General features: G+C 67.3%; 21 protein-coding genes. 16 read left to right on the forward strand and 5 right to left on the reverse strand.

Annotated features, from left to right (window positions below; translation table 11 throughout):
- Positions 1-14 precede the first annotated feature (14 nt).
- Positions 15-1,031 carry an alpha/beta hydrolase gene (locus tag ABZX86_RS12110; RefSeq protein ID WP_355122753.1) on the reverse strand — a complete coding sequence of 339 codons (1,017 nt, stop codon included), beginning with the start codon at positions 1,029-1,031 and terminating at the stop codon, positions 15-17.
- Between the two features lie 494 nt (positions 1,032-1,525).
- Between ABZX86_RS12110 and ABZX86_RS12115 the strand changes: the two genes are divergently transcribed.
- From ABZX86_RS12115 to ABZX86_RS12150, 8 genes are all read left to right on the forward strand, one after another.
- The gene (locus ABZX86_RS12115) at positions 1,526-1,930 is read left to right on the forward strand and encodes a hypothetical protein (RefSeq protein WP_355122755.1); all 405 of its coding nucleotides are present in this window, start codon (positions 1,526-1,528) and stop codon (positions 1,928-1,930) included.
- A 97-nt stretch (positions 1,931-2,027) separates the two neighbouring features.
- On the forward strand, positions 2,028-3,512 hold the full coding sequence (locus tag ABZX86_RS12120) for a condensation domain-containing protein (RefSeq protein ID WP_355122757.1): 1,485 nt from the start codon (positions 2,028-2,030) through the stop codon (positions 3,510-3,512).
- Between the two features lie 3 nt (positions 3,513-3,515).
- Positions 3,516-4,874: a nucleotide disphospho-sugar-binding domain-containing protein gene (locus tag ABZX86_RS12125; protein ID WP_355122759.1), complete on the forward strand. Its 1,359-nt coding sequence runs from the start codon at positions 3,516-3,518 to the stop codon at positions 4,872-4,874.
- Positions 4,871-5,830 (forward strand): ATP-binding cassette domain-containing protein, encoded by a 960-nt coding sequence (locus ABZX86_RS12130; RefSeq protein ID WP_327144124.1) that lies wholly within the window; start codon positions 4,871-4,873, stop codon positions 5,828-5,830. Before ABZX86_RS12125 ends, ABZX86_RS12130 begins: the two co-directional genes overlap by 4 nt.
- Positions 5,827-6,660, forward strand: coding sequence for an ABC transporter permease (locus tag ABZX86_RS12135; protein WP_327144125.1), 834 nt, complete (start codon positions 5,827-5,829; stop codon positions 6,658-6,660). Before ABZX86_RS12130 ends, ABZX86_RS12135 begins: the two co-directional genes overlap by 4 nt.
- 15 nt (positions 6,661-6,675) lie before the next feature.
- Positions 6,676-8,079 (forward strand): hypothetical protein, encoded by a 1,404-nt coding sequence (locus ABZX86_RS12140; protein WP_355122762.1) that lies wholly within the window; start codon positions 6,676-6,678, stop codon positions 8,077-8,079.
- 121 nt (positions 8,080-8,200) lie between these two features.
- The gene (locus ABZX86_RS12145) at positions 8,201-9,016 is read left to right on the forward strand and encodes an alpha/beta fold hydrolase (RefSeq protein WP_355122764.1); all 816 of its coding nucleotides are present in this window, start codon (positions 8,201-8,203) and stop codon (positions 9,014-9,016) included.
- 3 nt (positions 9,017-9,019) lie between these two features.
- On the forward strand, positions 9,020-10,531 hold the full coding sequence (locus ABZX86_RS12150) for a hypothetical protein (RefSeq protein WP_355122766.1): 1,512 nt from the start codon (positions 9,020-9,022) through the stop codon (positions 10,529-10,531).
- A 33-nt stretch (positions 10,532-10,564) separates the two neighbouring features.
- On the opposite strand, the gene ABZX86_RS12155 is transcribed toward ABZX86_RS12150, so the two are convergent.
- Positions 10,565-11,128, reverse strand: coding sequence for a PadR family transcriptional regulator (locus tag ABZX86_RS12155; protein WP_355122768.1), 564 nt, complete (start codon positions 11,126-11,128; stop codon positions 10,565-10,567).
- Positions 11,129-11,277: 149 nt separating this feature from the next.
- On the opposite strand from ABZX86_RS12155, the gene ABZX86_RS12160 reads away from it, so the two are divergent.
- Both ABZX86_RS12160 and ABZX86_RS12165 read left to right on the forward strand, forming a co-directional pair.
- Positions 11,278-12,285, forward strand: coding sequence for a diiron oxygenase (locus ABZX86_RS12160; protein ID WP_355122770.1), 1,008 nt, complete (start codon positions 11,278-11,280; stop codon positions 12,283-12,285).
- 137 nt (positions 12,286-12,422) lie between these two features.
- Positions 12,423-13,925 carry an NAD(P)/FAD-dependent oxidoreductase gene (locus ABZX86_RS12165; protein WP_355122771.1) on the forward strand — a complete coding sequence of 501 codons (1,503 nt, stop codon included), beginning with the start codon at positions 12,423-12,425 and terminating at the stop codon, positions 13,923-13,925.
- Between the two features lie 39 nt (positions 13,926-13,964).
- Here the strand turns inward: ABZX86_RS12165 and ABZX86_RS12170 are convergent, their stop codons facing one another.
- Positions 13,965-14,387, reverse strand: coding sequence for a hypothetical protein (locus ABZX86_RS12170; RefSeq protein WP_355122773.1), 423 nt, complete (start codon positions 14,385-14,387; stop codon positions 13,965-13,967).
- A gap of 440 nt (positions 14,388-14,827) precedes the next feature.
- Here ABZX86_RS12170 and ABZX86_RS12175 point away from each other — a divergent pair, with 440 nt between their 5' ends.
- The 3 genes from ABZX86_RS12175 to ABZX86_RS12185 are packed head-to-tail and all read left to right on the forward strand — an operon-like array spanning position 14,828 to position 18,230.
- Positions 14,828-15,850 (forward strand): helix-turn-helix transcriptional regulator, encoded by a 1,023-nt coding sequence (locus ABZX86_RS12175; RefSeq protein WP_355122775.1) that lies wholly within the window; start codon positions 14,828-14,830, stop codon positions 15,848-15,850.
- Entirely contained in the window at positions 15,847-17,274 is a 1,428-nt protein-coding gene (locus ABZX86_RS12180; protein WP_355122777.1) for a pyridoxal phosphate-dependent aminotransferase, read from the forward strand. Before ABZX86_RS12175 ends, ABZX86_RS12180 begins: the two co-directional genes overlap by 4 nt.
- 8 nt (positions 17,275-17,282) lie before the next feature.
- On the forward strand, positions 17,283-18,230 hold the full coding sequence (locus ABZX86_RS12185; RefSeq protein WP_355122779.1) for a hypothetical protein: 948 nt from the start codon (positions 17,283-17,285) through the stop codon (positions 18,228-18,230).
- Positions 18,231-18,252: 22 nt separating this feature from the next.
- Here the strand turns inward: ABZX86_RS12185 and ABZX86_RS12190 are convergent, their stop codons facing one another.
- Entirely contained in the window at positions 18,253-18,924 is a 672-nt protein-coding gene (locus ABZX86_RS12190) for a hypothetical protein (protein WP_355122781.1), read from the reverse strand.
- Between the two features lie 138 nt (positions 18,925-19,062).
- On the reverse strand, positions 19,063-20,607 hold the full coding sequence (locus tag ABZX86_RS12195) for a carboxylesterase family protein (protein WP_355122783.1): 1,545 nt from the start codon (positions 20,605-20,607) through the stop codon (positions 19,063-19,065).
- 67 nt (positions 20,608-20,674) lie between these two features.
- On the opposite strand from ABZX86_RS12195, the gene ABZX86_RS12200 reads away from it, so the two are divergent.
- The 3 genes from ABZX86_RS12200 (at position 20,675) to ABZX86_RS12210 (ending at position 24,966) form a co-directional block, all read left to right on the forward strand.
- Positions 20,675-22,000 carry an ROK family transcriptional regulator gene (locus ABZX86_RS12200; protein WP_355122785.1) on the forward strand — a complete coding sequence of 442 codons (1,326 nt, stop codon included), beginning with the start codon at positions 20,675-20,677 and terminating at the stop codon, positions 21,998-22,000.
- 87 nt (positions 22,001-22,087) lie between these two features.
- A complete protein-coding gene (locus ABZX86_RS12205) occupies positions 22,088-23,437 on the forward strand; it encodes a M20/M25/M40 family metallo-hydrolase (protein ID WP_355122787.1) in 1,350 nt (449 codons plus the stop codon).
- A complete protein-coding gene (locus tag ABZX86_RS12210) occupies positions 23,434-24,966 on the forward strand; it encodes a YfcC family protein (protein ID WP_355122789.1) in 1,533 nt (510 codons plus the stop codon). Before ABZX86_RS12205 ends, ABZX86_RS12210 begins: the two co-directional genes overlap by 4 nt.
- Positions 24,967-24,969 lie beyond the last annotated feature (3 nt).

Consider the following 24,969-nt stretch of genomic DNA (forward strand, 5'->3'; position numbering starts at 1 on the left):
GATGGTTCCTTGTCTCAGGGGAGCGCATTCGCGAGCGCATTGCGCTCGACACTGAAATACGTTGTGTCGCTGGGCAGTGACCAATCCGGGCCGACGAAGAAGTGCTTCGCGGTCTCGTCGCCGAAGGCGATATACCGTAGCCAGGCCACCGCGGTTCCGGCGGATCGATAGTTCTCGATCCCGTCGACCGGCGAGAAATGGCTGACGCCACGGGCATTGGCAATCCACGCCGGCGCATTGAATGTCACGTTGTACTGCCACCACCGCACCCAAGCGAAGTCCGGCACCACGAAATCGTTGTATCCGGTGAGGTACAGCGTCGGCGCATTGAACAGCGCACCGACCGCCACCGGCCCGGGCTCGATGGCCAGCACGCCCGCCACCCGCAGCGTGGGATCGATGGCCGAGGCCACCGGCGGCAGCAGCGTGGCAATCTGCTGCGCCGCTCCTCCTCCCGCGGAGTGACCGGCAAAGATAGTGCGCGACAAGTCGATTCGATGGAACAGCGGAGAATTCGGATCACGGTCGGCCCCGATGGCCACGGCCAATCCGGCGGCGGGCACATAGGCCAGCGAGTTGAACCACTCGTAGGGCACCGTCACCACGAAGCCGTTGCTCACCCACTGCCGCACCAGCCGGTCGTACATCCCCGGATTGGCGTCGATCCCGCCCGTGAACACGATGAGCGGCGCACTGCCCAGATCGGCGATATCGGCCGGATAGTAGGTGTTCACGCCGGCGGGCGATTCGAGTCCGTTCGGAAACGCCTGCGTACAGGTCATATCGTCGGCATTGCCGAACAGGTGCACGGCAATGTGCTGAAACATGCCGACCAGGGAGTCCTGGCACGGATTCGTCCGCACCGTTGTCGCCACCGGATGCGTCCCCATACCGCCGTACAGGCTCTGCGCTGTTGCCGCGGGCGGAGGCGCGGCGTCATCGGCCGCTGCCGTCGCTCCCCATGAGCCGGCGCATACGGTCGCCGCGGCCAGCACTGTCGCCACGGCGCGCCGCGGTGCCAAAACCCTCATCGTCGAGGTCCTTCCGTCCCTGCTCCAGCCGACTGTTGTGAAACCAGCTGGTCTCAGAGGAGATTAACGGAGAGTGGCGTCCGACACAATGACCACCGGCTGCGAACCGGCACACCGCTCGGAAAATGGCGGCGGTGGTCAATCGTGGGACGGCATGAGCCGGGCCGCGGCCGGCTTTGCGGGGTCGCGGCGGGATTGTGCTTCCGTTCATCGAATTCCGCACGCTGGAAACGGCCGAAGTGAATGACGGACCAATTTCGCGGTTCAGTGGCGTGGAGCACAGTGAAAGGCTCGAGAACAATTCGTTAACCAACTGTTAGCGCGTCTGTGTGTTGCGGTGATCGAATTTCGGTGATGTTCTTGGTTCGCGCCCGTTTCAGAGGCGCCATTCTCGGCAGTGTCGCCGCCGCACTTTCCACTCTGTTTGCCAGCCAAGTCGCCATTCTTCGGCGCACAGCTCCAACTGGTGAAGGTTCGAAAGGATTTCAGGCCAAATGAAAGCACCCTTCGTCATTCGTGCTGCTGCCGTATTCACCGGCGCCGCACTGACATTCATCGCGCCTGCCCTGGCTACCGCCGCGCCGGCGGGAGGCGATGTCTCGCCTCCCGCCGACGCGGGCAGCTCGAGCGCCGCACAATCGGTCCTGCCGCAGCTCGGCACGGGCAGTGCCGCCGCAGGTACCGGCAGTTCCACCGCATCCGGCGTGCTCGGAGCCCTGGGCACCGGCAGCGGTGCGGCCGGATCATTCGCGGGACTCTTTCCCGGGCCCGGTTCGGTCCTCGGTCTGCTCGGTACCGGCAGTGGCGCCGCGAGCGGATCCGCACAGGCGGGCGGAACGCTCGCGCAGGCACTCGGCTCCGGAAGTGCCGCGGCCGGCGCGGGCTCCTCCGGTCACTAATTGCTTCCCATTCGCCGCAGCGTGATTTAAAGGGCGATGTTTTACGAAATCTCTACGCCCCGACCGCTTGGCATGAAATTCGATGAGGGACGTCGATATGGAATACACACACCTGTCCGAATTTGCTTTGCGCCCCGGCGCATTGACCCTCTGGCACCCCGAGCTCGCCCCCGGCCATACCTGGACGCCGGATGAAAGGCCGCTCACCAGCGTGCATGTCCGGCACTGCCAGGAGACCGATGTCGGCGACACCCGGCCCGGCCGTGGCCGCTGGATCGGCACCATCTTCGAAATGGACGCACCATTCCACGCCGAACAGTGGCGGGAGACCGTGCGACTGTGGCACGCCCGCCACGAGGGCTTGCGCACCACGCTCGAGACCCGCGCCGATCCCGAACCGCAGCGGCTGGTCTGCGCCGCGGCGGCCGTCACCATCGCCGATCTGCCGGTGCCCGGCATCACCGCTCCCGAGGTGATCAGCGAATACCTCTGCGATGCACTGGAATCGCGACTCTCCCCGCTGGTGTGGCCGCACTGCCTGCTCGCCACCGTCGAGCACGCCGAAACCGCCGACTTCACCGTGCTGGTCGCCGCCGACCATTCGGTCATGGACGCGTATTCGCAGGCCATCGTCATTCTGGAGCTGCGCACGCTCTATCGGTCGGTGACGCGCGGCGAACCGGCGCGGGAATCGGTCACCTTCGGCAGTGCCGCGGATTTCGCGGCTCTGGAACGCACTACCGCCGCCGCGCTCACCACCCAGTGCGAGTCCGTCCGGCTGTGGCAGCGATTCCTGGACGGGTCGGGCGGCATGCTGCCCCGGTTCGAACCCGCCATCGCACCCGGATGCACCACGGACTCTGCGCTGCCGCAGACCAGCATCTCGCGAAAACTGCTGTCGCTCGATGAACTCGAACACATCGAGATGGCCGTCGCGGCGCGCGGACACCGGCTGTCGGTCGCCGTCTTCACCGCACTGGCCATCGCCTACCGCCGCACCTTCGGCTACATCTCCATGCGGGCGATCATGCCGATCGCCACCCGGCCGGATCTGCAATGGCTCGAATCCATGGGCTGGTTCGTGAATGTCGTCCCTCTCGACCTCACGCTCGCACCGGATCTGGATCTCGACAGTGCCCTGGAAACGACCCGCACCGAACTGCGCCGGACCAAGGTCGCCAACGACGCCACCTGGACTCGCGCTCTGGAACTGCTGAACTGCACCGATCATCCGCGGTTCGGCATCTCGTTCCTGGATATCCGCGTCCTGCCCGATTACGAACTCGTCGAATCCCTGCGCGGCCACACCCTACGGGCCGAGTCCTACTCAGGTGACGAGGTCTTCTTCTGGGTGGTTCGCGCCGCCGACGGACTGCGCCTGTCCACCCGCTTCCCCGCGGCCTTCCCCACCGCGGAGATGGATCGTTTCCTCGGTGAATTCACCCGCGCCATCAGAGAGTTTGCGATCCCTGCTGTACCGGATGTCAGCAGGGCGCCCTCCTCTCATGTCGTGAACGGCCGTACGCCGGTGGTGGGCAATGCTCCGGTGCCGCAACTCGTTTCGGCTCCGGCGCAGGGCTGAACCATGAGGGTGCTACTCGCATTCGCCGGCAGCCGGGGTGACGCACAACCGGGCGTACTGCTCGGCCGGGAGTTGGCGAACCGAGGGCACCGGGTGACGGTGGCGGTATCGCCGAATCTGGTCGAGTTCGCAGCGGCGCACGGGGTTTCGGCCGTGCCGTTCGGTCTCGACAGCGCGGAGCTGCTGCGCGCGCAGCACACGGATCACCGTTTCACCGCGTGGAACCCGCTCGAGCGGGTACGTGCCCTACTGGATCTGCAACGGCGCGGATTCGCCGAGGCCGCACGGGATCTGCTGGAAATCTCCGGTGAGACAGACCTGCTCGTCACCGGCATGGCCTGTGAGGAAGTCGCCGCCGAGGTCGCGAGGCAACGGAGCCTGCCCTCGGCGGCGATGCACTTCTTCCCGATCCTGCCCAATCGTGCCGTCCCGGTGGTGCCTGCCGCATGGGGCCGCCGGGTCCCCGGCGCGCTCAACCTCCTGGGCTGGCAGGCGCTGACCAGAACCCGCGCCTGGGCTCTCGCCCCGGAGATCGCAGCCCTGCGCCGAGCCACTGAGCTCGTGGCCGGCCAGAGCGCCGCTGCCGGTCTGAAACCATTGGTGAGCACCGCTATTCAGGCGTACGACATCGAGCTCTTTCCCGGACTCGCCCCTGCGCTCGGCGACGCCCCGGTCACCGGTTTCCCCGTGGTTCCGGGCATCGGCGGCGAGGAGTCCGATCCCAGCTTCGCTCCGGCCGGTGGATCGAGCGGAGCGGATGGTGCGGGCCGCGCAAGAGTGGGCCGCGACCTGGCGGAGTGGCTGCTGACGGGCGAACCGCCGGTGTACGCCGGATTCGGCTCGATGCCCATGACCGATCCGCTCGAGGTGGAGCGGATGGTACGGGAGGTATGCCGCCGCCAGGGCAGGCGACTGCTGCTGGCGGGCAGCATGTTCCGCGCGGACATCAGCCCCGAGGTGGCGGTCGTCGCCCAGCTCGACCACCGGGCGGTGCTGCCGCTGTGCGCGGTGGCGATTCATCACGGCGGCGCCGGAACCACGGCGGCGGCACTGCGCGCCGGTGTGCCCTCGGTGATCTGCTCGGTCCAGGCCGATCAGCCGTTCTGGGGCCGGCAACTCGAGTCGCTCGGCCTCGGCGCCACCCTGCCCTTCGCGCACTTGACCGCGGATCGGCTGGAGCAGCTGCTGATTCGAGCCACCGACCCGACCGTCGTGCTGCGGGCTTCGGCCTACGGCATGCGGTTTCGTGACGACGGCGTGGCCCGGGCCGCGACCGTTGTCGAATCCCTTGCGCCACCGGATCGTCCGGCACCGCTGCCGTCGATTCCGGTGACCACTCTCGAAATCGGAGGTGATCGATGAGCGTCGAGAATGCCATCGAAACCCAGGCGCTGGGCAAGACTTTCGGCTCGCTCACCGCCGTGGACGCGGTGGACCTGCGGGTCGCCGCCGGCTCGGTATTCGCACTGCTCGGCCCCAATGGCGCGGGCAAGACGACCGTGGTGCGCATGCTGGCCACGCTGCTGCGGCCGGACGGCGGCAGTGCGCAGGTGTTCGGGCACGATGTGGTGCGGCAGGCGACGGCCGTGCGCTCCATGATCGGGCTCACCGGCCAGTACGCCGCGGTGGACGAGAACCTCACGGCGCTGGAAAACCTGCGGCTGTTCGGGCAATTGCTCGGATTGACCCGCCGGGCCGCCGCCCGCCGCGCGGACGAACTGCTCGAGGAATTCGAACTGACCGCTGCCGCCCGGCGGCGCGTGGCCACCTTCTCCGGCGGTATGCGCCGCCGGCTGGATCTGGCCGCCACGCTGATCACGCTGCCGCCCCTGATCTTCCTGGACGAGCCGACCACCGGACTCGATCCGCACACCCGCGAACGCATGTGGACGGTGGTGCGCGGACTGGTGGATCGCGGCGCGACCATCCTGCTGACCACCCAGTACCTGGAGGAGGCCGACGCGCTCGCCGACCGCATCGCCGTCATCGATCACGGCACCGTGGTCGCGGAAGGCACTGCGAGCGAACTCAAGTCGTCGCTCGGGGAGGAGATGCTGCGCATCGACCTCGTCGAGGCGGCGCAGCGCCCGCTGGCCGATGCGGCCGTCGAACGCATTACCGGAGTCACTCCGCTGCACGGGGATACACCCGCCACGCTCACGGTTCCGCTGCGCGATATCGACAGTGCCGCCGATGTGCTCACCGCCTGCCGCACCAGCGGTATCCGCCTGCGCGGCTTCGCCGTGGACCGCCCGGATCTGAATTCGGTCTTCCTCGCCCTCACCCAGCATTCGACAGACAGGAGGGCACTCTCATGACCGTCCTCACCGAGGCTCCGGCGCCCGCCGTTCCCGCGCCGCGCATCGAGCGGGTCCCCACCGTGGTGCACATCGGAATCGGTGCGGCCCTGCGGCAATCGCTGACCATGGCCAAGCGCGGCATGCTGACCTTCCGGCACAGCCCGCAATTGCTCTATGACGCAGTGCTGTTGCCGATCATCGGCCCGCTGCTGTTCGGCAGTGTCTTCGGCACCGCCATCGCCGGCAGTATGCACGCGTACCTGCCCACGCTGATTCCGGGCGTGCTGGTGCAGATCGTATTGACGTCCTCGGTGGCCACCGGCGTGCAGCTGTCGGAGGACATTCGCTCCGGCGTCTTCGACCGCTTCGTCTCCATGCCGATCGCGCGATCAGCCCCGGTCACCGGCGCTCTGGTCGCGGGCGCGACAAGATACGTGATCGCCGCGCTCATGGTGCTGATCGTCGGATTCGGCATGGGCTACCGGCCGGACCACCCCGGCGGCCTGATCGCGGGCGCGCTGCTGGTGGTGCTCGCGACCACTGCCATGAGCTGGATTTTCGCCTTCATCGGCGTGACCGTGGCCCGCCCGGCCGCGGTCCAGGGCATGTCCATGCTGGTGCTGACCTTCCTCAGCTTCGCCTCCAATGCCCTGGTGCCGGTGCAGGCCATGCCCGCCTGGCTGCGGCACGTCTCCGATTACAACCCCGTCTCGCATCTGGTGGCGGCCGTGCGCACTCTCGCCGATACCGGCCATGCCGGATCCGACCTCGTCTGGTCGGCGCTGGCCGCACTGCTCGTCGCGATCGTCTTCGCCCCCTTGACCGTTCGTACCCTGCGTAATCGCTGAAACGGAGGAACCATCATGGTCGCTCCCACCGCCCCCGCCCGCCCGCGCACCGCCGCGCCCGATGCGGCCGCTCCGGTTCGCATGAACCGCCTCACCGCCGACGACGACCTGTTCCTGAAACTGCACGACCTGTATGGGAACGCACTGGTCAACCAGCTGGCCTGGCGATTCGACCAACCCGTGCATCCCGCTGTGCTGCAACGGTTCCACGCGCATCTGGCACACGGCTTCCTGGCCCGCCGGGTCCGGACGACGGCGGTGCCGTTCGCCCGCCCCTGGTGGGTGCCCGCCGCCGAATCCATCCCTCTGGCGCGACAGACCGAGCCGGTCGCCGAAAACGGTGTGCTGGATTGGTTTTTCGCGCAGAGCCAGGTGGATTTCGATCCGCGCACCGGCCGGGTCTGGCGGCTCTCGGCCGCGCCGACCAGTACCGGCGGCATGCTGCTGTCCCTGGTCACCTCCCATGTCGGCGCGGACGGCGGTGCGGTGCTGTACGCGGTCGGCGATGCCATGCACCGCCTCGATATCGGCGCTCCGCTCGATACCGAGACGAGCTCGGGCGGGCTGGTGGGCGGTACGCCTCCGGGCGTGTACCGCAGGCATTTCGGCGACGCGCTCGGCCAATTGCGGGCTGCGGCACAGGGAGTGCGCGCGGCGGTGGCCACCCGCGCGGTAAAGGAACCCGCGCGCAATACGCGCCCCTCCGAGCCGGCGCTCCCGCTGCCGGATCGGCACTCCGCCGCCGATCTGGTTGTCGAAGTCGGCCTGCCCGAATGGCATTCGGTCGCGGTCATGCACGACGGCACCGCGAACGGCCTGATGATCGGCGTCGCCGTCGGCATGCTCGGCCGCTGCGGCCGCATTACCGACGGCTCGACCATCCGCGTCGACATCCCGCACTCCATGCGCGTGCCCGGCGACCCCCGCGGTAATGCCACCACCGGTCTGCCCATCGCCGTGCTCTACCGCGCCGGTGAGCTCACCGATCTCGCGGAGGTGCGTGTGGCCGTGAAACGGGCCGCCCGCGCCTACGCCGATCCGGCCACCACGCCCGCGCTGCAACACCTGCAGCCGGTGCAGATGATGCTGCCGCGTTTTGTACTCGACCGTTTCTCCCGCACCGCCAAGGCCCCCGAATGCCTGTGCACCAACCTCGGCGAAACCGGTCGCGCGGTGGCCACCCTCGGTGATGTGCGCGCCCGCTCGGTGCTCATGCGACCGGTGGTCTGCACCAATGACACCGAGCTGTTCCGCCGCGTGGAGGTCGGTCTCAACCTGTCCTGGTCCAGCGACGGCGACACCGTCACGCTGGCCATCACCGGTGCGGACCCGGACCGCTTCCCGACCAGGGAGTCCCTGCGTGAGTGCGTGGCGGCGGAATTCAGGGCTTGGGGGCTGCACCCGACGTTCTGGTCGTAGCGGCAAATCCTCGGTATATGTGTGTAGGTACATATCGATTGTTAAGTTTCTTCGGGTAGCATCGCCGGGAACCTCAGTCGAATATGTGCCTACACACATCCCTGCCCAGGAGGAACATCTCGTGCGCACCATCGCGGGCATCACCGCCGTACTGGCGATCGCCGGCTTCACCCAGGCGGGTACGGCCGCCGCGGCGCCGCAGGCCGCCACACCGCTGGACACTCTCACCGCCTGCGCGGCCCACGCTGATGCGCCGGTGCTGCTGATCCACGGCACCAATGCCTCGGTGGAGAAGAGTCTCGGCCCCGTGCGGCAGGCGCTGCTCGATGACGGCCGCTGCGTCTACGGCCTCGAATACGACTCCCAGCAACCGATTTCGGTGTCGGCCGACTACTTCGCCGCGGCGGTGGATCGCATCACCGAGCTGAACGGCGCGAGTTCCGTCGATGTCGTCGGTAAATCGCAGGGCGCCTTGATCGCCCGGGCGACCAGCCTGGAATTCGCTGCCCGCCCGGTGAATCCGGTGCGCGCGGTGGTCGCCGTCAGCGGCCCGCAATACGGTGTCGGCAAGACCGTGGCCGGGGTCGATATCGCGCCGCTGGTCGCCCCCGTCATACCGCCGAACACCTCGGCGCTGACCGATATGCTCGCCGGTTCCGCGTATCTGACCAGGCTCAACAGCGGTCCGATGGTTGCGCCCGGCGTGCGCTACACCATGATCGCCAGCCGGGACGACGAGCTGGTGACGCCCTACACCTCGGCCTTCATCGATGCGCCCGGTGTCACCAATATCGTGCTTCAGGACGGCTGCCCTGATGATCACGCGGGACATATCGCCGAGTCCACCGACCCCCGATCCGTCGATCTGGTGCTCAATGCCCTCGATCCGGTGCGGCATCCCGCTCTGCGCTGCACCCCGAACGAGGATCGGAAATAGCCCATGCGCGAGAACATCAGCCGTCGGGCCTTCACCCTGGGCGCGCTGGGCGGGGCCGCGCTGTACACCGTGGCTCGTACCGCGCCCGCCGGATCGGCAGCGACGCCGTATCGGTTGACCTCCGATACCGCTGCGCGCACGGTCGATCGAGACTTCTTCGGCGTCAACGGCGCTCGCATCATTTCAGCCGAGAATGCCCGGCAGTGGCACGATCCCGCCTTCCTGGACGCGCTCGCCGCGGTCGGGCCGGGCCTGGTGCGTGTGCAGGGTGGCACCACCTCGCAGTGGATCGACTGGCGCACCGGACTTTTCCAGCCGCAGGCGGGCCACGATTTCGCGAGCAATGACGGCCGCCCGCCGCTGCTGCTCACCGATTGGGCGGAGATCCTCCGGCGCACCGGCGCCACACCGATTTTCGACCTGAACGTGCTGAACTCCACCATCGACGATCAGCTCGCCATGCTGCGGGAGGCGCGGCGCCTCGGCCTGCCGGTGCGCTATGTCGAACTCGGCAATGAGCTCTGGGTTCCGCTGCCGGAGTATGTCGCGGCCTTCCCGACCGGTGCGGACTACGCCCGGATCATGAACGACTGGATCGTGGCCGTTCGCGGGGAGTTCCCGCAGGCGCGGATCGCGGTGGCGGCCGTCGACGACTCCTCGCCGATCGCTCTTGCCAGTACGCGGTTGAAGTCGTGGAATCAGCTGCTGTATAAGACGATTCAAGGCGCGGACGCCGTGGTGTTCCACCCGTACTGGATCGTCGATCCGGTCGCGGCCGATATCGGCTCCACCGCCGCCGGTGGCGTGGTGGCGTGGACGCAACTCACGCAGCGGGCACTGTCGCAGGTGCCGCCCGGAATGGAGATCTGGTACACCGAGTACAACCAGATGGGCCGCGAAGCCGCACCGCCGCTCGACCGCCTGCCGAAGGTGCAGCAGACCTGGGCGGTGGGTCTGAGCGTGGCCTCGTTCACGCTGCGTGCGCTCGCGGATCCCCGAACCCGCATGGCCGTCCTGCACTGCGCGCTCAATGGCGCACCGGCCGCTGACACCGGCGGCGGCGGAACCACCAATCAGGCTCTGCACGCGCTGATTTCGGATGGCTCGAACGGCTCCGAGCGGTACGGCCGCACCGCGCTGAACTTCGCGCTGACGCCGATCTACCACTGCATGGCGGACGGCACCCAGGTCCGCGCACTGCATCTCGATCCCGGCATCGAGGCGCCGGCCGCCCTGCTCATGCCGGTGTACGCCGGTGCGGCGGAGGCATTCACGGGTGTCGAACTGTCCACGGCCGGACGAACCACCGGCATTCTGATCAATGCCTCGGATCGGTCGCTGCGAATCACGCTGCCGCCCAGCTTGATCGGTGCGCAGGACGTCTCCGTCTATTCGGCGGCCCCGACCGCGGCCCCCGCCTTCGTCCCGGGCGACACCGTATCCGAGTCCCGGGCAACGGCTTCCGCCGATATCGAGCTGCCCCCGTACTCGCTGGCGGTGCTCCGTACGACGTGAATCGGCCTTCGGGCGTGCGTCAGTCCTCGGCTTTCAGTCCTCGGGGCGATTCTCGAAATCGGCGAGGGTGACCTGGAGCCAGCCGATATAGGAGGCGGTGGAGGCGCGCCCCTGCTCGTGCGCCGCCCGCAGGACCTCGGCGGCCCAGCCCCCGTCGATCTCGCTGATGGGTGCGAGCGCACCCTTCAGCTCATCGACGCGGGTCGGGGTGCGCACCTGGGCCAGCCGATAGTCGAGCTCGGTGCGCAGCACCTCGATCGCGGTGCCGCGCCCGAGCATTCCGGCGAACATGAACCGCAGCATGAAGTCGGGGTCCATCGGCCGCGGCGCCGGTTCGTACGGGCTCTGCGCCCAGTCGAGGTAGGTCTGCCGACCGGCGCCGGTCAGCCGATACACCTTGGCATCGGGCTTACCCGCCCGCGCGTCCACCTCGAATTCGACCAGTCCGCGATCGACGAGTTTGCCCAGCGTGCGATACACCTGCGGCAGCGAGACCCGATAGCCGATGAAGCGCCCCGGCCCGTCCATCCACTTGCCCAGGTCGTAGCCCGAGAGCGGGCGCAGGCTCAGCATGCCCAGGATGAGGATGTCCAGCATGAACTCAGACTATGTGCTCGCGCAGCTATCGCCGTGATGCCCGCTGCGTTGCAGGGGATTACCGAAGCGGCTCCCGCTGTTGACGGCCTGCCAATTTAGATGTAACCATGGGGAACAGTTAGTTGAGTCACTCCTGAGAGGCCCTGACAATGGCGTCAGCACCCGTAAAAGCCGACCCCACGGTCGAACTCGCACAGCAGTATGCCGAGAAGGTGCTGCTGCTGTCGCAGGGCTCGGTCGACAAGCACTTCGATCCTTTCACCGATATCGATTGGGACAGCCCGGATTTCGCGGTGAACCCGCGTGACCGCCGCTGGATTCTGCCCGAAGCCGGGGATATGTTCGCCCGGCATCCCTGGTATCAGGCCCTCTCCGATGCTCGCAAGATCGAGATCGGGCTGTGGCGTCAGGCCAATATCGCCAAGGTGGGCCTGCAGTTCGAGACGCTGCTCATCGGCGGCATGGTGCAGCACACCTTCAAGCTGGCCAACGGTGATCCCGAATTCCGCTACTGCACCCACGAGGTCATCGAGGAGTGCAACCACACCCTGATGTTCCAGGAGATGGTGAACCGCATCGGGATCGACGTGCCCGGCATGGGGCCGATCCTCAAGCGGCTCACCTACGTGGTGCCGCCGCTGGCGTCGATCTTCCCGAATTTGTTCTTCATGGCCGTGCTGTCGGGTGAGGAGCCGATCGACCACATCCAGAAGTCCATCCTGCGCGCGGGCGAGCAGGTGCACCCGATCATGCGCGGTGTCATGGCGATTCATATCGCCGAGGAGGCGCGGCATATCTCCTTCGCGCACGAATTCCTCGAACACCATGTGCCGCAGACGAATCCGCTGGAGAAGCTGGTGCTCTCGCTGGCCTTCCCGATCGTCATGTGGATCGGCGGCCGGGCGATCATCATTCCGCCGCGCGCGTTCTTCCGGGAGTTCGGCATTCCGGCGCAGGTGCGCAAGGAGGTGTTCTTCGGATCGCCCGACTCCAAGGAGACCTTCGTGGGCTACTTCGGGGATGTGCGGGCGCTGGCCAAGCGCATCGGCCTGATGAATCCGGTGTCCAAGACGGTCTGGAAGGTGCTCGGCATCGGCGGCTCGACTACGCGTTATCGCTCCGAGCCCGCTCGGGCCGGGCATACGCGCGCGGCCTGAGTGCCCGGAAAACGGCCGCCGGCCCCGCTGCGGCCGGCGGCCGTTCGAGCAGAGTAGACGTAACTCGCGATAACACGTAAACTCGTGGCACCCGGACGACGGAGCCCGGGGCGAGAACAGACGAAACGGGTACCTCAATGACGCGGCATGTCGACGTACTGATCATCGGCGCTGGCCTGTCCGGAATCGGCATGGCCTGCCATCTGACCAGGGAGAACACGGGTCGCAGCTACCTGATTCTCGAGCGCCGCACCGCGATCGGCGGTACCTGGGATCTGTTCAAGTACCCGGGCATTCGCTCCGACTCCGATATGTACACCTTCGGCTACGGCTTCCGGCCCTGGATCGGCACCAAGGTGCTCGCCGACGGTCCGCACATCCGCCAGTACGTCGAGGACACCGCCGCCGAATACGGCGTCACCGACCACATTCGCTTCGGCCGCAAGATGACCACCGCGAGCTGGAACAGCGAAGCCGGCGTCTGGACCGTCGAGGCGCTCGACGAGGGCACCGGCCAGACCGAGACCTACACCGCCAATTTCCTGGTCGGCTGTACCGGTTACTACGACTACGACAAGGGCTACCGGCCCGAGTTCCCCGGCGAGGAGAAGTTCGCCGGGCAGATCGTGCATCCGCAGCACTGGCCCGAGGATCTCGACTACACCGGCAAGCGTGTGGTGGTTATCGGCAGCGGCGCGACCGCCATCACGCTGATTCCCGCCATGAGCGATAAGGCCGCGCATGTCACCATGCTGCAGCGCTCGCCCACCTACATTGCCGCGCTGCCCGCCAACGACCCGGTCGCCGTGGGCCTGAAGTTCGCGAAAGTGCCTGCCGCCATTGCCTACAAGGCCGGCCGGGCGCGCAATATCGCGCTGCAGCGGGCCAGCTACCAGCTCTCGCGCACCAATCCGGCGGCCTCGCGCAAGCTGATGCTCGCCATGGTGCGCGCGCAGATCGGTTCCGGAATCGATATGCGGCACTTCACCCCGTCCTACAACCCGTGGGATCAGCGGCTGTGCGTGGTGCCCAACGGCGATCTGTTCAAGGTGCTGCGCAGCGGCAAGGCCTCCATTGCCACCGATCACATCGACACCTTCACCGAGACCGGCATTCGCCTGAAGTCCGGTGAGGAGCTGCCCGCCGACATCATCGTGAGCGCGACCGGCCTCCAGGTGCAGATGCTGGGCGGCGCCACCCTCGAGGTGGACGGCGAGAGCCTGCAGACGCGAGATCTGGTGGCGTACAAGGGCGCACTGCTCAGCAATGTCCCCAACCTCATGGTCATCCTCGGCTACACCAATGCCTCCTGGACCCTGAAGGCCGACCTGGCCGCCGAGTACTTCTGCCGCCTGCTCAACCATATGAAGGCCCAGGGCTACACCGAGGTGGTGGCGATCCCCGAGGAGGGCGACCGCTCCGAGGCCTCGCTCATGGGCGGCGCGCTGACCTCGGGCTACATCCAGCGCGGCGACGGTGTCATGCCCCGCCAGGGCACCCGCGGGCCGTGGCTGGTCATCAACAATTACTTCCGCGATCGCACCATGCTGCGCAAGGGCGCCATCGAGGACGGCATCCTGCGCTTCCGCCGCGGCGCCCGCAAGGCCGCAGGCGTACCGGCCGAATCCCGTTCCGCCTGAGCGGACTTCGAATACCGCACCAGCCGCCGGTAGGGCCGATCACGCCCTACCGGCGGCTGTCTGTGGTCGGCAGTGGCACTGGCGCGAGTGGCAGTGACCGGGTCCGGCCGCGGGCGTCTCCGTGGTGACACCGTGGTGCGGCGCCGGAATGCAGACGTTCTGCTGACTGTGCAGCAGGTCGCGCTGTGCCATCCGAATTGCCAGCTGCAGCACGACTTCCCGGAGCGTGACGCCCAGTTCGGCCGCCCGGAAGGCGGCCAGTTCGAATGCCAGCCCCCCGTCGTCGAGTTCCGGATCGCTCAGGATCTCGTCGAGCACCATGCCGCTGACGGCCTGCTCCAGGGTGAGGCTGCGGTCCGGCAGCCAGCTCAGGACCCACTCGTCTGCGGAAGCTGTTGACCGGAGCGCGATTTCGGGAGTCACATCACTGGTGATCAACCATGTGGTGAATGCGAGGGCCATGGGTGCGAACACCTCCTCGAGGGGGAGCTGCAGTCACTCGGTTGCGACTGCCGGCGGTGCGGTCGGAGCTCTGTTCGAAAGTGACTGTGCCCCAATGCTAGGCGATGACACGTTTGAGTAGAAGCGAGTTTTCGTGCTGGACAGAGATATTTCAAATCGTAATTTGCTTCGAAAGTGTCATAGATATCTGTCAATATCGAGAATGTGCTCACAAATACGCGTGATCGCCTGGATTAGGCGTGGTTCTGTGCGGCATCACGGCACAGATGACTGTCGTTCAGCGTTGAAGTAGGCGCTGCCGGAGTCGCTTTCGATCTTTGCAAGACTGCAAATCGAAAACTCTCGCGACTTGCGTGGCACACATGACACATCGTGCTTAGGATGGGTGCCGCATGGCACGTGTGGGCTCAGCAGCACGGCAACACGATGGGAGACACCGCATGTCTCGCTCCGCCGCGGACGGCGAGCAGATCGGCAAGCAGGTCCGGCGACTCCGCAAGGAACGCGATCTCACGCAATTGCAGCTCGCCGAACAGGTGGGCTGCTCGCGCAGCCTGATACAGCAGATCGAAAACGGCACTCGCATACCGCCTCTCGCGCTACGCGAGCGGTTGAGCTCGGTGCTGGGCGAGCGGCTGCCCACCACCGGCAACGAGACCGAGGCCGACGTCGCCAACAGCGATCTCCGGATGCGGTTCAATATTCTGCTCGGCAAGGACCCCGCGGCGGTCGAGCGGGTGCTGGCGATCGCGCAGAGCCTCGTCGACGCCTCCGGCGCGCGGGACGAGGTCGCACCGCTGCGCGATATCGCCGAACGGCAACTCGAACGCGCCGAAGAGGTTTTGACCCAGATACCTTCGGGCAGTGCCACGGTGTGGGAGTGGAACACCATCAATGACTGGCTCACCGTGCTGGGCCGCGCGTCCCGGGCGATCTGTGCCATTCACACCGCGGACCTGGGCACCATCGGCGGCGATCTGGGCGACGAGTACCACAGCGCCATCCTGCGATTGGCCGCCGGCGGAATCGTGGTGCGCCGGCTCTACGTCCTCGACGAGATCGCCGATGTGGTGGCCTACGAGGACAAGATCTGGCAGCAGGTCAAGGCCGGGGTGGAGACCGTCCTGGTCAACCGGCTGCACGCCAGTAATGCGCAGAGCATGCTCATCGTGGACGAGAGCTATGTGACCACAGGCGAATACGACTACGCCCGGCGCGAACGCGTCGCGACCCGCTTCTCCGCGCTCAAGCATGATGTGCGGTTCGCGCAGAGCCGGTTCGACAAGCTCTACGCCCTCACCGGCGGCGGTATGGCCCTCGTGGTGAACGAGGTCATGGCGCAGCCGGCGCTGGCGCGGTTCCAGCGACTCGGGGAAGAGGACTGTCGCAACCTGTTCCGCGCGGCGCTGGCGCAGGCGTGGAACGACGGCATGGTCGATTCGGCCGAAAGCGCGCCCCGGTGACCGACACCGCAGCCGTACTGTGCCCGGATCCGGTGCACATGACGAACCGCTCGGATGAGCGCAAGAAGTTCGCACGGGCCTATCTCGGTGCGGAGCCCTGGTTTCCGGGCACCGGCGGCCGGACCTATCGCGGTGTCATCGACGCCTATCACGGTGAGACCGGATTGCAGATGGACGAGGATACGGTCGCGGCCTTGAACACCGCCTGGCTCGAGGTCATGACCCGCACTCAGCCGGACGAGTATCGGGACGGGGTGCTCTACGACAAGCGACAGCCGCTGATTCTCCGGAAACTGGCGGCGGAACAGCTTTTTCAGCGCCTGTCCGTATCGGCTCCGGGCGTGCGCGGTGTTCAGGTCGATCCGGGCGAGGTCATCGTGTGCCCGTACTCCAGCACCGTCCTGCTGGAGGAGGCGATCGCGACCATCGCGCGCCCCGGTGGTGTGCTGGTCTGCCCGGAGGGCTACTACAAGAGCGCCAGCGTGCACGTCGCCAAGTACGGCCTGCGCATGGTGTCGAGCCCGGCGACCGCGGATGATTCCTTCAAGGTGGACCCGGCCGCACTCGAACGCTGCTTGGAAGAGCATGCGCGCCAGGGGAATCTGTGCGGCGTCATGCTCACGCTGCCCGGCAATCCGGTGGTCGCGGAGTACACCGTCGCGGAACTGACCGAGATCGGCCGGGTCCTGGTCGCCGCCGAGGTGCCGATCATCTGCGATATGTCCTTCGATCTGCTGGTGGACGATCATCTGCCGATCGCCGCCCTCTCCGTGCCCACTCCGGACGGCCCGGTCCGACTCTACGATCGGGTGCTCAGCATTACCGGTAACTCCAAGGCCTACAACGCCTTCGGACCGTGCAAGCTCGGCGCGGCCTGCACCGGGAACACCGGGTGGCTGGACGAGATCCGGGACCGGTTGCGGGTGTCGTTCCAGCGGGAGACCACCCATCTGGCCCGGGCCACCATCGAGCACACCACCGGCGAGCTGCTGGCGCACAACCGCACCCTGCTGCGTGGTCGGGTCGATGCGGCCTGTGCGCTACTGAGCGCGGTCAATGCCCGGTTCGGCGCCGAACTGCTACGGCCGCTGGGCAGTCGGCAGGGCATGTTCCTCACCGTCGAATTCGAGCCGGGCCTGATGGCTGCCGCGGGGGTGCACACCAGTTCGGAGCTGGAGGACCTGCTGCTCACCGTGGCCGGAATCGACTGCGTCGCTTTGGATCGCACCGGCTCCCGGCGGCTGGGAGTGCGGCTCAATGTGGCGGCGCCGCGCTACGGGGCCGGTCAAGAGGAGGACGCTCCCCAGCTGCTGGCCGAGCTCTTCGACCGGATGGAATACCTGCTCGGACGGCTGCGCGCCGGCATGTCCTACGGAGATGCGCTGCTGGAGCGTCGAATTCCCGCCATCCCCGTCGCATCATGATCGTCGGAGTGCCACGGGAGACGGCCGCGCGCGAACGGCGCGTCGCACTCACACCCGACGATGTGGCGGAATTGTCGCGCCGGGAAGTGCACGTACTGGTGGAACAGGGCGCGGGCTGGGCGGCCGACTTCACCGATGCGGCCTATCGTGATGCCGGAGCCTCGATTGTGCCGGGGCCGGAACAGGTTTTCGCGGCCGACGTCATTGCGTGGGTGAAACCCCCTGCGTACAACCTGGATTCGATGCCCCTGCGCCGGGGTCAGTCGCTGATGGGTTTCCAGGATCCGATTCATCGGCAGGCGCGGATCGCCGCGCTGGATGATCGCGGCGTGAGATCGATTGCGTTCGAGCGTATTCCGTCCGGTTCTGGGTCGGCGCAGCTCGATCCACTGTCGGCCATGAGCCGAATCGCCGGTGACGTCGCCTATCGCACGGGCCGAGCGCTCTTACCCGAGCGGGTGCGGCAGCGCCGAGTCAGGGCCTTGATCGTCGGTTGCGGCCGAGCCGGGCTCGCGGCGATCGCCGCGGCGGTAGCCCAGGGTGACCTGCCGCCGACCGCGATCGGCAGCCGGGCCGACCAGGAGAACACGGTGCTCGAATCCGGTGCGGGCACCTTCCTGCTGCGGCCCGATCCGGCCGCGATTGCCGCCTATATCTCCGACGCCGACCCGGAGCTGATCATCTGTGCCGCTGGACATCGCGGCAATTCCGCGCCCCTCCTGATCGATCAGGTCGCCCTCGATGCGCTGACCGCGGGTGCGGTCGTTGTCGACCTCACCGCCAAGGCCGGTGGCAATTGCATTGCGACCGAGGCGAATACCACGGTGCGGCTGGACAGAAACGTGCAGGTCCTGCACCGTTCCAACTTCCCGGCCGAACGCCCGCACACCGCCAGTCGCGCCTACGGCGCTGCCACCGCGGCCGCCATCCTGGGTTTGACGGCCCACTCCGGATAGGCCGATTGCGCCACCGGCGGTCTCACGCCGGTTGGAAGCCCGCTCCCACACCGTTGTTCGCGTCGACGGCGGCGCGGATGGCATCCCACGACACCGCGATAACGGGGGAGTGCACGGGATTCGCCGACGAGGTACAGCTCAGGCGGAGCGCTCGGGTATCGCTGATGAGGACGCTGGAGACCAGGCCCACCAGGCGATCGTCCACGGTCAGCGGACCGCCGGAGTCACCGTAGCTGGAGCAGGCCTGATCGATGAATCCTCCTGGGCCGGAGGACCATACGACTCCGCACGCCCGGCCGCTGGTGCGGCCGTTCTGGCACACCACATCCCAGGCGGAAGGAACACCGCCCACGCCCGCGATGGTGGTGCCACCGACGGAGCTCATCGGTACGACAGCATTGGGGTCGAATTCGATTACGGCGTAATCGAGTTGCGGATCGGAGCTGGCGACCCGGCCGACCACGCCCGCATCGGGGAACTGTTCCCCCGACACCGCGGTACCGGCATCACCGCAGTGTCCGGCGGTGAACCCGACCAGCCGCCCGGCACCGTCGTACCCGATCGTCGTCAAACTGCACTTGGTGGACCGGCCCAGCACGATCCCGGAGCCGCCGCCCAGTGCTGCCTGCGTATCGCCGGGATCGGCCTGCGCCTCGGCCGCCGGGACTGCGGACAGCCCCACGGTGGCGACCACTGCGGCAGGTACTACCCACCTGCGAAACTCGAGCATCTGGAACCATCCGTCCGTCTCGACATACTCTGCATTCGGGGTATTAGCCCCCAGTTTGCCATTTCAAACGGCGAACGGTGTATTCCGCCCGTCACGCTGCGGTCAGCGCAGCCAGAGCGCGCGCTGCGCCGCGAACGGGTCGGTCTGCACGCGGGGTGAATCGGACCAGATCATGGTTTCGCGCTTTTCGAGGGTGTAGCGCGGCCAGCCGGCGCCGGGATCGGAGGTCGTGACGAAGGAAACCCAGCTCTTGTGGACGGCGTCGGCAAGGGCCTGGGGCGGATTGTCGCCGGCCACGGCCGTAACGCCTTGGGCGCGCAGGCAATCGAAGGCGAACGGCACATCCAGGCAGTGGAACGACATGCCCTTGTACTCGGGAGCCGTTGATTCCCAGGTGAATTCGTAGAGCCAGGTGGGCTGGTTGCGGGTGGCGCGGTCTTCGGCGACCCGGTAGGCGGGTGCACGCAGCAGCAGATCGCTCTGCGCCTGGCCGAGGAGCTGGGGTGCGGCGTCACCGGGGTAGGCGGTGCGGAAACCGTCGATATCGGTGGCGGGCAGGCCCATGGCGGCGAAGGCGGCGGGCAGAGCGGCATCGGTGATCGGCTGATCGCGGGTCATACCGTTGAACTCGTCGCGGGTGAAGCCGAGCAGCAGCGGAACATTGGTTGCGCCACCGGATTTCAGCAGCTCCGTCGAGGACAGCGGAATGAGGGCGCCGTCCACGAAAGGGGCCAGACCGAGGGCGGGCACGGTCTCACTGCCGGGGCCGACAGCGCGCAGTTTGTCCTCGAGATCCTGGATCTGACTGCCGGTGAGATCGTGCAGCGCGGCGGCGGTCGCCGGGAGGCCGGTCCGCTTGGTGAACAGGTCCGCCACGGCCGATCCGTCCGCCCGGGCATTGGGCTGCGAGAGTGCGCCCGACTCCGAAATGCCCGCGTGGAAAAGGCCTTTCGCGGAGGGTGCGGCCATGAGCGCCCACACCGCGCCGCCGCCGGCGGACTGACCCGCGACGGTCACCCGGCCCGGATCGCCGCCGAAGGCCGCGATATTGTCCCGAACCCAGGTCAGCGCCGCGATCCAGTCGAGGACCGCGCGATTATCGGGTGCGCCCTCCAGATGCAGGAAGCCCTCGATGCCGAGCCGGTATCCGACGGACACCACGACCACACCGTCGCGATTGAAGGCCGCGCCGTCGTACCACGGGCTGGCCGCACTGCCGGCGACGAAGCCACCGCCGTGAATCCACACCAGCACAGGCAGTTTGGCGTCCTTGCCGGGGCTGGGGGTGAAGACATTGAGGTTCAGGACGCCGTCACCCGGAATGGACGGCTCGGGGATCGCGGTCACCTCGGTGAGGGATTTGCGCTGCGCGGTGGGTCCGTATGCGGTGCAATCGCGGACCTCGTGCCACGGGGTGGGCGGTACCGGTGCGGCGAATCGCAGATCACCCGCGGGCGGCTGGGCGTACGGGATGCCCAGGTAGGCGGTGCCGGTATCGCGGCGTACGCCATTGACCGGGCCGTAGGTGGTGGTGACGGTGCCGGAGTCGCCCTTGCTGTCGGATTTTGTGGTCGAACACGCGGTGGCCAGGGCCAGGACGCCCGCCCCCAGCAGTAGTGAGCGACGTCCGAGCTGCGGTGTGAGCATGGCTAACCTCTGGTCCCGAATATAAGTCAACGGTTGAAATAAATCATGGCCAGCATAATGTCGACTCGTGGACCACGCACACACGGGCGGCCCGAACGATTCCGCCGCCGTCTCACCGAGCGACTCCGCCGCAGTTCGCCGCCGCAATCTGGGGCTGGTGCTGCGGCATATCGCCGCGCACGGTCCCTGCGCGCGCACCGAGGTCGCGACGGCCACCGGACTCGCGCACGGCTCGGTCACGACACTGGTCGGTGATCTGGTGGAGCGCGGCCTGGTAGGTGAGGACACCGCCCTCCGCAGCGGCGGCCGCGGCCGGCCCGGACGCCCGCTGCGACTCGCGCCCCGCCGCGCGCTGTCGGTGGCGGTGCAGATCAGCTCGGAGCAACTGCGCGTGGTGGTCGCGGACCTCGCGGGCGCGGTCATCTGGCGTGCGGCTGCGCCGCACAACTGCGCACCGGGCACGCCCGAGGCGATGGCGGACGTGGTGGCTGCGGCGGTACGTCGTGCCGAACTGGCGACCGTCACATCGAATGCCGCAGTGGCAGCTGCGAAGCGCGGAGGGGAGCACGAGGCCATCGCTGCGGCGGCCGGCTCTGTGCTTGTGCGTGTGGTGATCGCCATGGCCGGGCCGGTGCGGGACGATGAAGCGCAGACCGTGGTCATGGCTCCGGATTTCGGCTGGCTGCAACCGGTTCGGCTGGGGGAGCTGGTGGCCGCGCGGCTGCCGGGTATGGACTGTCCGGTGGAGGTGATCAATGACGGCAATGCGGCGGCCTTCGCGGAGTTTCACGCCCGGCCGCGGCAGCGCGGGCTGGTGCTCATCGAGGCGGGTACGGGGATCGGCGGCGGTGTGGTGCTGGACGGCCGCATTCAGATCGGCAGCCACGGCATCGCCGGCGAACCCGGGCATATGCCGGTCGCGCTGGACGGTCCGCAGTGCGTCTGCGGTGCGCACGGCTGCCTGGTGCTCTATGCCGGGCCGGAGGCGGTCCTCACCGCCGCGGGCCTGGGTGACCTGCTGATTCGAGAGGGCTTGCACGCCACCTCGACTCGATTGGTCGAGGCGCTGGGCGCCGCCGACGCACCGGCCGTAGCGGCCGTCCGCACCGCCGGGCAGGCGCTGGGCGCGGTGATTCTGTCGATCACCGCCCTGCTCGATGTCGACGAGATCGTGCTGGGCGGCCTGCTCGCGCACTGGTTTCCCTGGCTGGCCCCGACCATCGAGCAGCAGCTCGCCGGTCGCCGCGCCCTCGCTCCGGCTCTGCGGTTGACCATCGCCCCGGCAGTGCTGGGGGATGACGCCATGCTGCTCGGCGCGATCGAATTCGCCAGGCGCACTGTGCTTTCCGATCCCGCGTCGGTGCCGCTGCTCCCACTGCCCACTCGGGCCTGACGTCCCGTCCGGTAACCCCGAATTTCCGTCGCGGGAAACTCGCCGCAGATTCGCTGAAACGACTGGCCGGGATGGTTTTATAGCGGCATGGACTTGCGCCAGGACCTGCGAAGCACTGTCGGCGATCTGCTGCCTGAGCTGAAGGACCTGCTGAAACAGCTGGTCGCCATTCCTTCCATCGCCTTCCCGGACTATCCCAAGGAGAACGTGCAGCGCGCGCACGATCTCATTGCCGATGAATTGCGGAAGTCCGGTGTCGGCGATATTCAGGTGCTGAATCTGCCGGATACCTCCCCGGTCATCTACGCCCGCATTCCACCTCCGCCGGGTGCGCCGACCGTCCTGCTCTACGGGCACTACGACGTGCAGCCCTCCGGCGACGAAAGTCTCTGGAACACACCGCCGTTCACTCCGACCGAGCAGGACGGCGCCATCTACGGCCGCGGCGCGGCCGACTGCAAATCCAATGTTGTCGCGCATATCGGCGCGCTGCGGGCCTACGGCGGTAAACCGCCGGTCGGCGTCACCCTCGTCATCGAGGGCCAGGAGGAGTTCGGGTCGGGTTTCGACGATTACCCGGCCGAGAAGCCGGAGCTGTTCCAGGCCGATGCCCTGCTCATCTGCGATGCCGGCAATATTCGCGCGGGCGCCCCCACCCTGGTGACCGCACTGCGCGGGGTCGCCGATGTCTTCGTCGAGGTCCGCACGCTGGCGGCCCCGGTGCACTCCGGCCAATTCGGCGGTGCCGCACCGGATGCGCTGCTCGCCCTCATGGCCGGACTGGCCACGCTGCATGATGCCGAGGGCAATGTCGCGGTCGAGGGTCTGCGCCGGGACAGGTGGACCGGAGCGAACTACACGGATGAGGAATTCGCCGAAATCACCGGTATGGCACCGGGAATGCCGCTGCTCGGCACCGGTCCGATCGGTGAGCGCATCTGGTACGGGCCCGCCATCACGGTCATCGGGCTCGACGCTCCGCCGGTGAAAACCGCTGCGTCCGCGGTGATTCCGTACGCGAAGGCCTATCTGAATGTGCGCGTGCATCCTGAACAGGATCCGGCCGAGGGGCAGCGCGCCGTCATCGAACATCTGAAGAAGGTCAAGCCCTACGGTATCGAGCTCACGGTCACCGGCGGTGATGTCGGCTCCGGATTCGCCGCGGGCACAACCGGTCCCGCGTATGCCGCCATGCGTGAGGCCATGGGCAAGGCGTGGAATACCGAGGTGGTCGATTCGGCCATGGGCGGCTCCATCCCGCTCACCAATTCGATGGCCGCGGCCAATCCGGCCGCCGAGGTGATCATGATCGGCGCCGAGGATTCCAACTGCAATATGCACGGCTTCAATGAGCGCGTACTGCTGAGCGAACTGGCCAATGTGGCGCTCGCGGAGGCGGAATTCTTCCAACTGTTCGCGAACAGGATGCGCAAATGAGCGAAACCACCGCGACCGCCGATCCGGAGTCCGAGCCGAAACCCGCTCAGCACCGCAAGAAGCGGGGCTTCCCCTCCACCTATACGATCCTCGCCGGCGTCACCGTCGCGGTGTGGCTGGCGGCCTTCGTGATCCCGCCCGGCGCGTACCGGGTGGATGACAAGGGGCACACCATTGCCGGGTCGTATCACCGGATCGAGGGCGCGAAGGGTTTCACGGCGCGGCTGCGGGATCTGTTCCTCGCGCCGATCAACGGCCTCTACGGCATTCAGGACCCCAAGACCGGCCAGGTCGCGCCCGATATGTCCGGCTCGCTGTACGGTGCGGCCGCGGTGTTCCTGTTCGTGCTGGCCGTGGGCGCCTTCATCACCGTCGCCTTCGCGACCGGCGCGCTGGACAGCGGTATCGGGCGGCTGGCCTACAAGCTGCGCAGCCGGTCCTTCCTGCTCATCGTCGGCATCATGGTGGTCTTCGCCGTCGCGGGCACGGTGGAGGGCTTCGCCGAGGAGACCCTGGGTTTCTACGCGCTGCTGGTGCCGCTGATGCTGGCGCTGGGCTACGACCGTATGACCGCGGTCGGCGCCATCATCTGCGGTGCGGGCGTCGGCGTCATGTGCTCGACCGTCAATCCTTTCGCGACCGGCACCGCCTCCTCGGCCGCCGGGGTGCCGATCGGCGACGGCATTGTGCTGCGCCTGGCCATGCTGGTGGTGCTCACCCTCGTCACGGTCGCGTATGTGCTCTGGTACGCGCGCCGGGTGAAGTCGGATCCGGACAAGTCCTGGTCGGGCTGGCTGCCGGGCGACCGCGAGGTGAAAGCCGAAGAGCACGAACCGGATCCGATGACCCGCCGCCAGGTCGCGGTGCTGTGGATGGTCGGCCTCACCTTCGCGTTCATGATCTTCGCCATCATTCCGTGGGCGACCGTGATCAAGGGACCGGACGCGAAATCCTTTCCGTGGGAATTGGATTGGTACTTCCCGGAGCTCACCGCGCTGTTCCTGGTCGGTGCCGTGGTGGTGGGCCTGATCGGCGGCCTGGGCGAGGGCAGGATGTCCGAGGCGATCGGCAAGGGCTTCGGCGATTTCGTGGGCGCGGGCATCGTGATCGTGCTCGCCCGCGGCGTCACCGTGATCATGAACAACACCCAGATCACCAGCACTGTGCTGCATGCCCTGGAGGGTGTGGTGACCGGTACCTCCTCGGCGGTGTTCGCGGTCGCGGTATTCCTGGTGAACATCCCGCTGGCCTTCCTGATCCCCTCCACCTCCGGCCATGCCACGCTGGCCATGCCGATCATGGCTCCGCTCGCCGATTTCGCGAATGTGCCGCGCTCCCTGGTGGTTACGGCCTGGCAGTCGGCGTCGGGCTGGGCGAATCTGGTCACGCCCACCACGGCCGTGGTCACCGGTGGCATCGCCCTGGCGAAGGTGCGCTACGACCGCTACGTGAAGTTCGTGGTGCCGCTCATGGTCATTCTCTTCGTGCTGACCTGTGCGTTCCTCGCGGTGGCGGCCTGGATCGGCTGAATG

This window comes from Nocardia sp. NPDC006630 (assembly GCF_040611495.1).
Classification (GTDB): domain Bacteria; phylum Actinomycetota; class Actinomycetes; order Mycobacteriales; family Mycobacteriaceae; genus Nocardia.

What these genes read in the sequence shown, in the direction of transcription:
- ABZX86_RS12110 (WP_355122753.1), bottom strand. Translation starts at nt 1,031, where the DNA reads ATGAGGGTTTTGGCACCGCGGCGCGCCGTGGCGACAGTGCTGGCCGCG.
- ABZX86_RS12115 (WP_355122755.1), top strand. Translation starts at nt 1,526, where the DNA reads ATGAAAGCACCCTTCGTCATTCGTGCTGCTGCCGTATTCACCGGCGCC.
- ABZX86_RS12120 (WP_355122757.1), top strand. Translation starts at nt 2,028, where the DNA reads ATGGAATACACACACCTGTCCGAATTTGCTTTGCGCCCCGGCGCATTG.
- ABZX86_RS12125 (WP_355122759.1), top strand. Translation starts at nt 3,516, where the DNA reads ATGAGGGTGCTACTCGCATTCGCCGGCAGCCGGGGTGACGCACAACCG.
- ABZX86_RS12130 (WP_327144124.1), top strand. Translation starts at nt 4,871, where the DNA reads ATGAGCGTCGAGAATGCCATCGAAACCCAGGCGCTGGGCAAGACTTTC.
- ABZX86_RS12135 (WP_327144125.1), top strand. Translation starts at nt 5,827, where the DNA reads ATGACCGTCCTCACCGAGGCTCCGGCGCCCGCCGTTCCCGCGCCGCGC.
- ABZX86_RS12140 (WP_355122762.1), top strand. Translation starts at nt 6,676, where the DNA reads ATGGTCGCTCCCACCGCCCCCGCCCGCCCGCGCACCGCCGCGCCCGAT.
- ABZX86_RS12150 (WP_355122766.1), top strand. Translation starts at nt 9,020, where the DNA reads ATGCGCGAGAACATCAGCCGTCGGGCCTTCACCCTGGGCGCGCTGGGC.
- ABZX86_RS12155 (WP_355122768.1), bottom strand. Translation starts at nt 11,128, where the DNA reads ATGCTGGACATCCTCATCCTGGGCATGCTGAGCCTGCGCCCGCTCTCG.
- ABZX86_RS12160 (WP_355122770.1), top strand. Translation starts at nt 11,278, where the DNA reads ATGGCGTCAGCACCCGTAAAAGCCGACCCCACGGTCGAACTCGCACAG.
- ABZX86_RS12165 (WP_355122771.1), top strand. Translation starts at nt 12,423, where the DNA reads ATGACGCGGCATGTCGACGTACTGATCATCGGCGCTGGCCTGTCCGGA.
- ABZX86_RS12170 (WP_355122773.1), bottom strand. Translation starts at nt 14,387, where the DNA reads ATGGCCCTCGCATTCACCACATGGTTGATCACCAGTGATGTGACTCCC.
- ABZX86_RS12175 (WP_355122775.1), top strand. Translation starts at nt 14,828, where the DNA reads ATGTCTCGCTCCGCCGCGGACGGCGAGCAGATCGGCAAGCAGGTCCGG.
- ABZX86_RS12195 (WP_355122783.1), bottom strand. Translation starts at nt 20,607, where the DNA reads ATGCTCACACCGCAGCTCGGACGTCGCTCACTACTGCTGGGGGCGGGC.
- ABZX86_RS12205 (WP_355122787.1), top strand. Translation starts at nt 22,088, where the DNA reads ATGGACTTGCGCCAGGACCTGCGAAGCACTGTCGGCGATCTGCTGCCT.
- ABZX86_RS12210 (WP_355122789.1), top strand. Translation starts at nt 23,434, where the DNA reads ATGAGCGAAACCACCGCGACCGCCGATCCGGAGTCCGAGCCGAAACCC.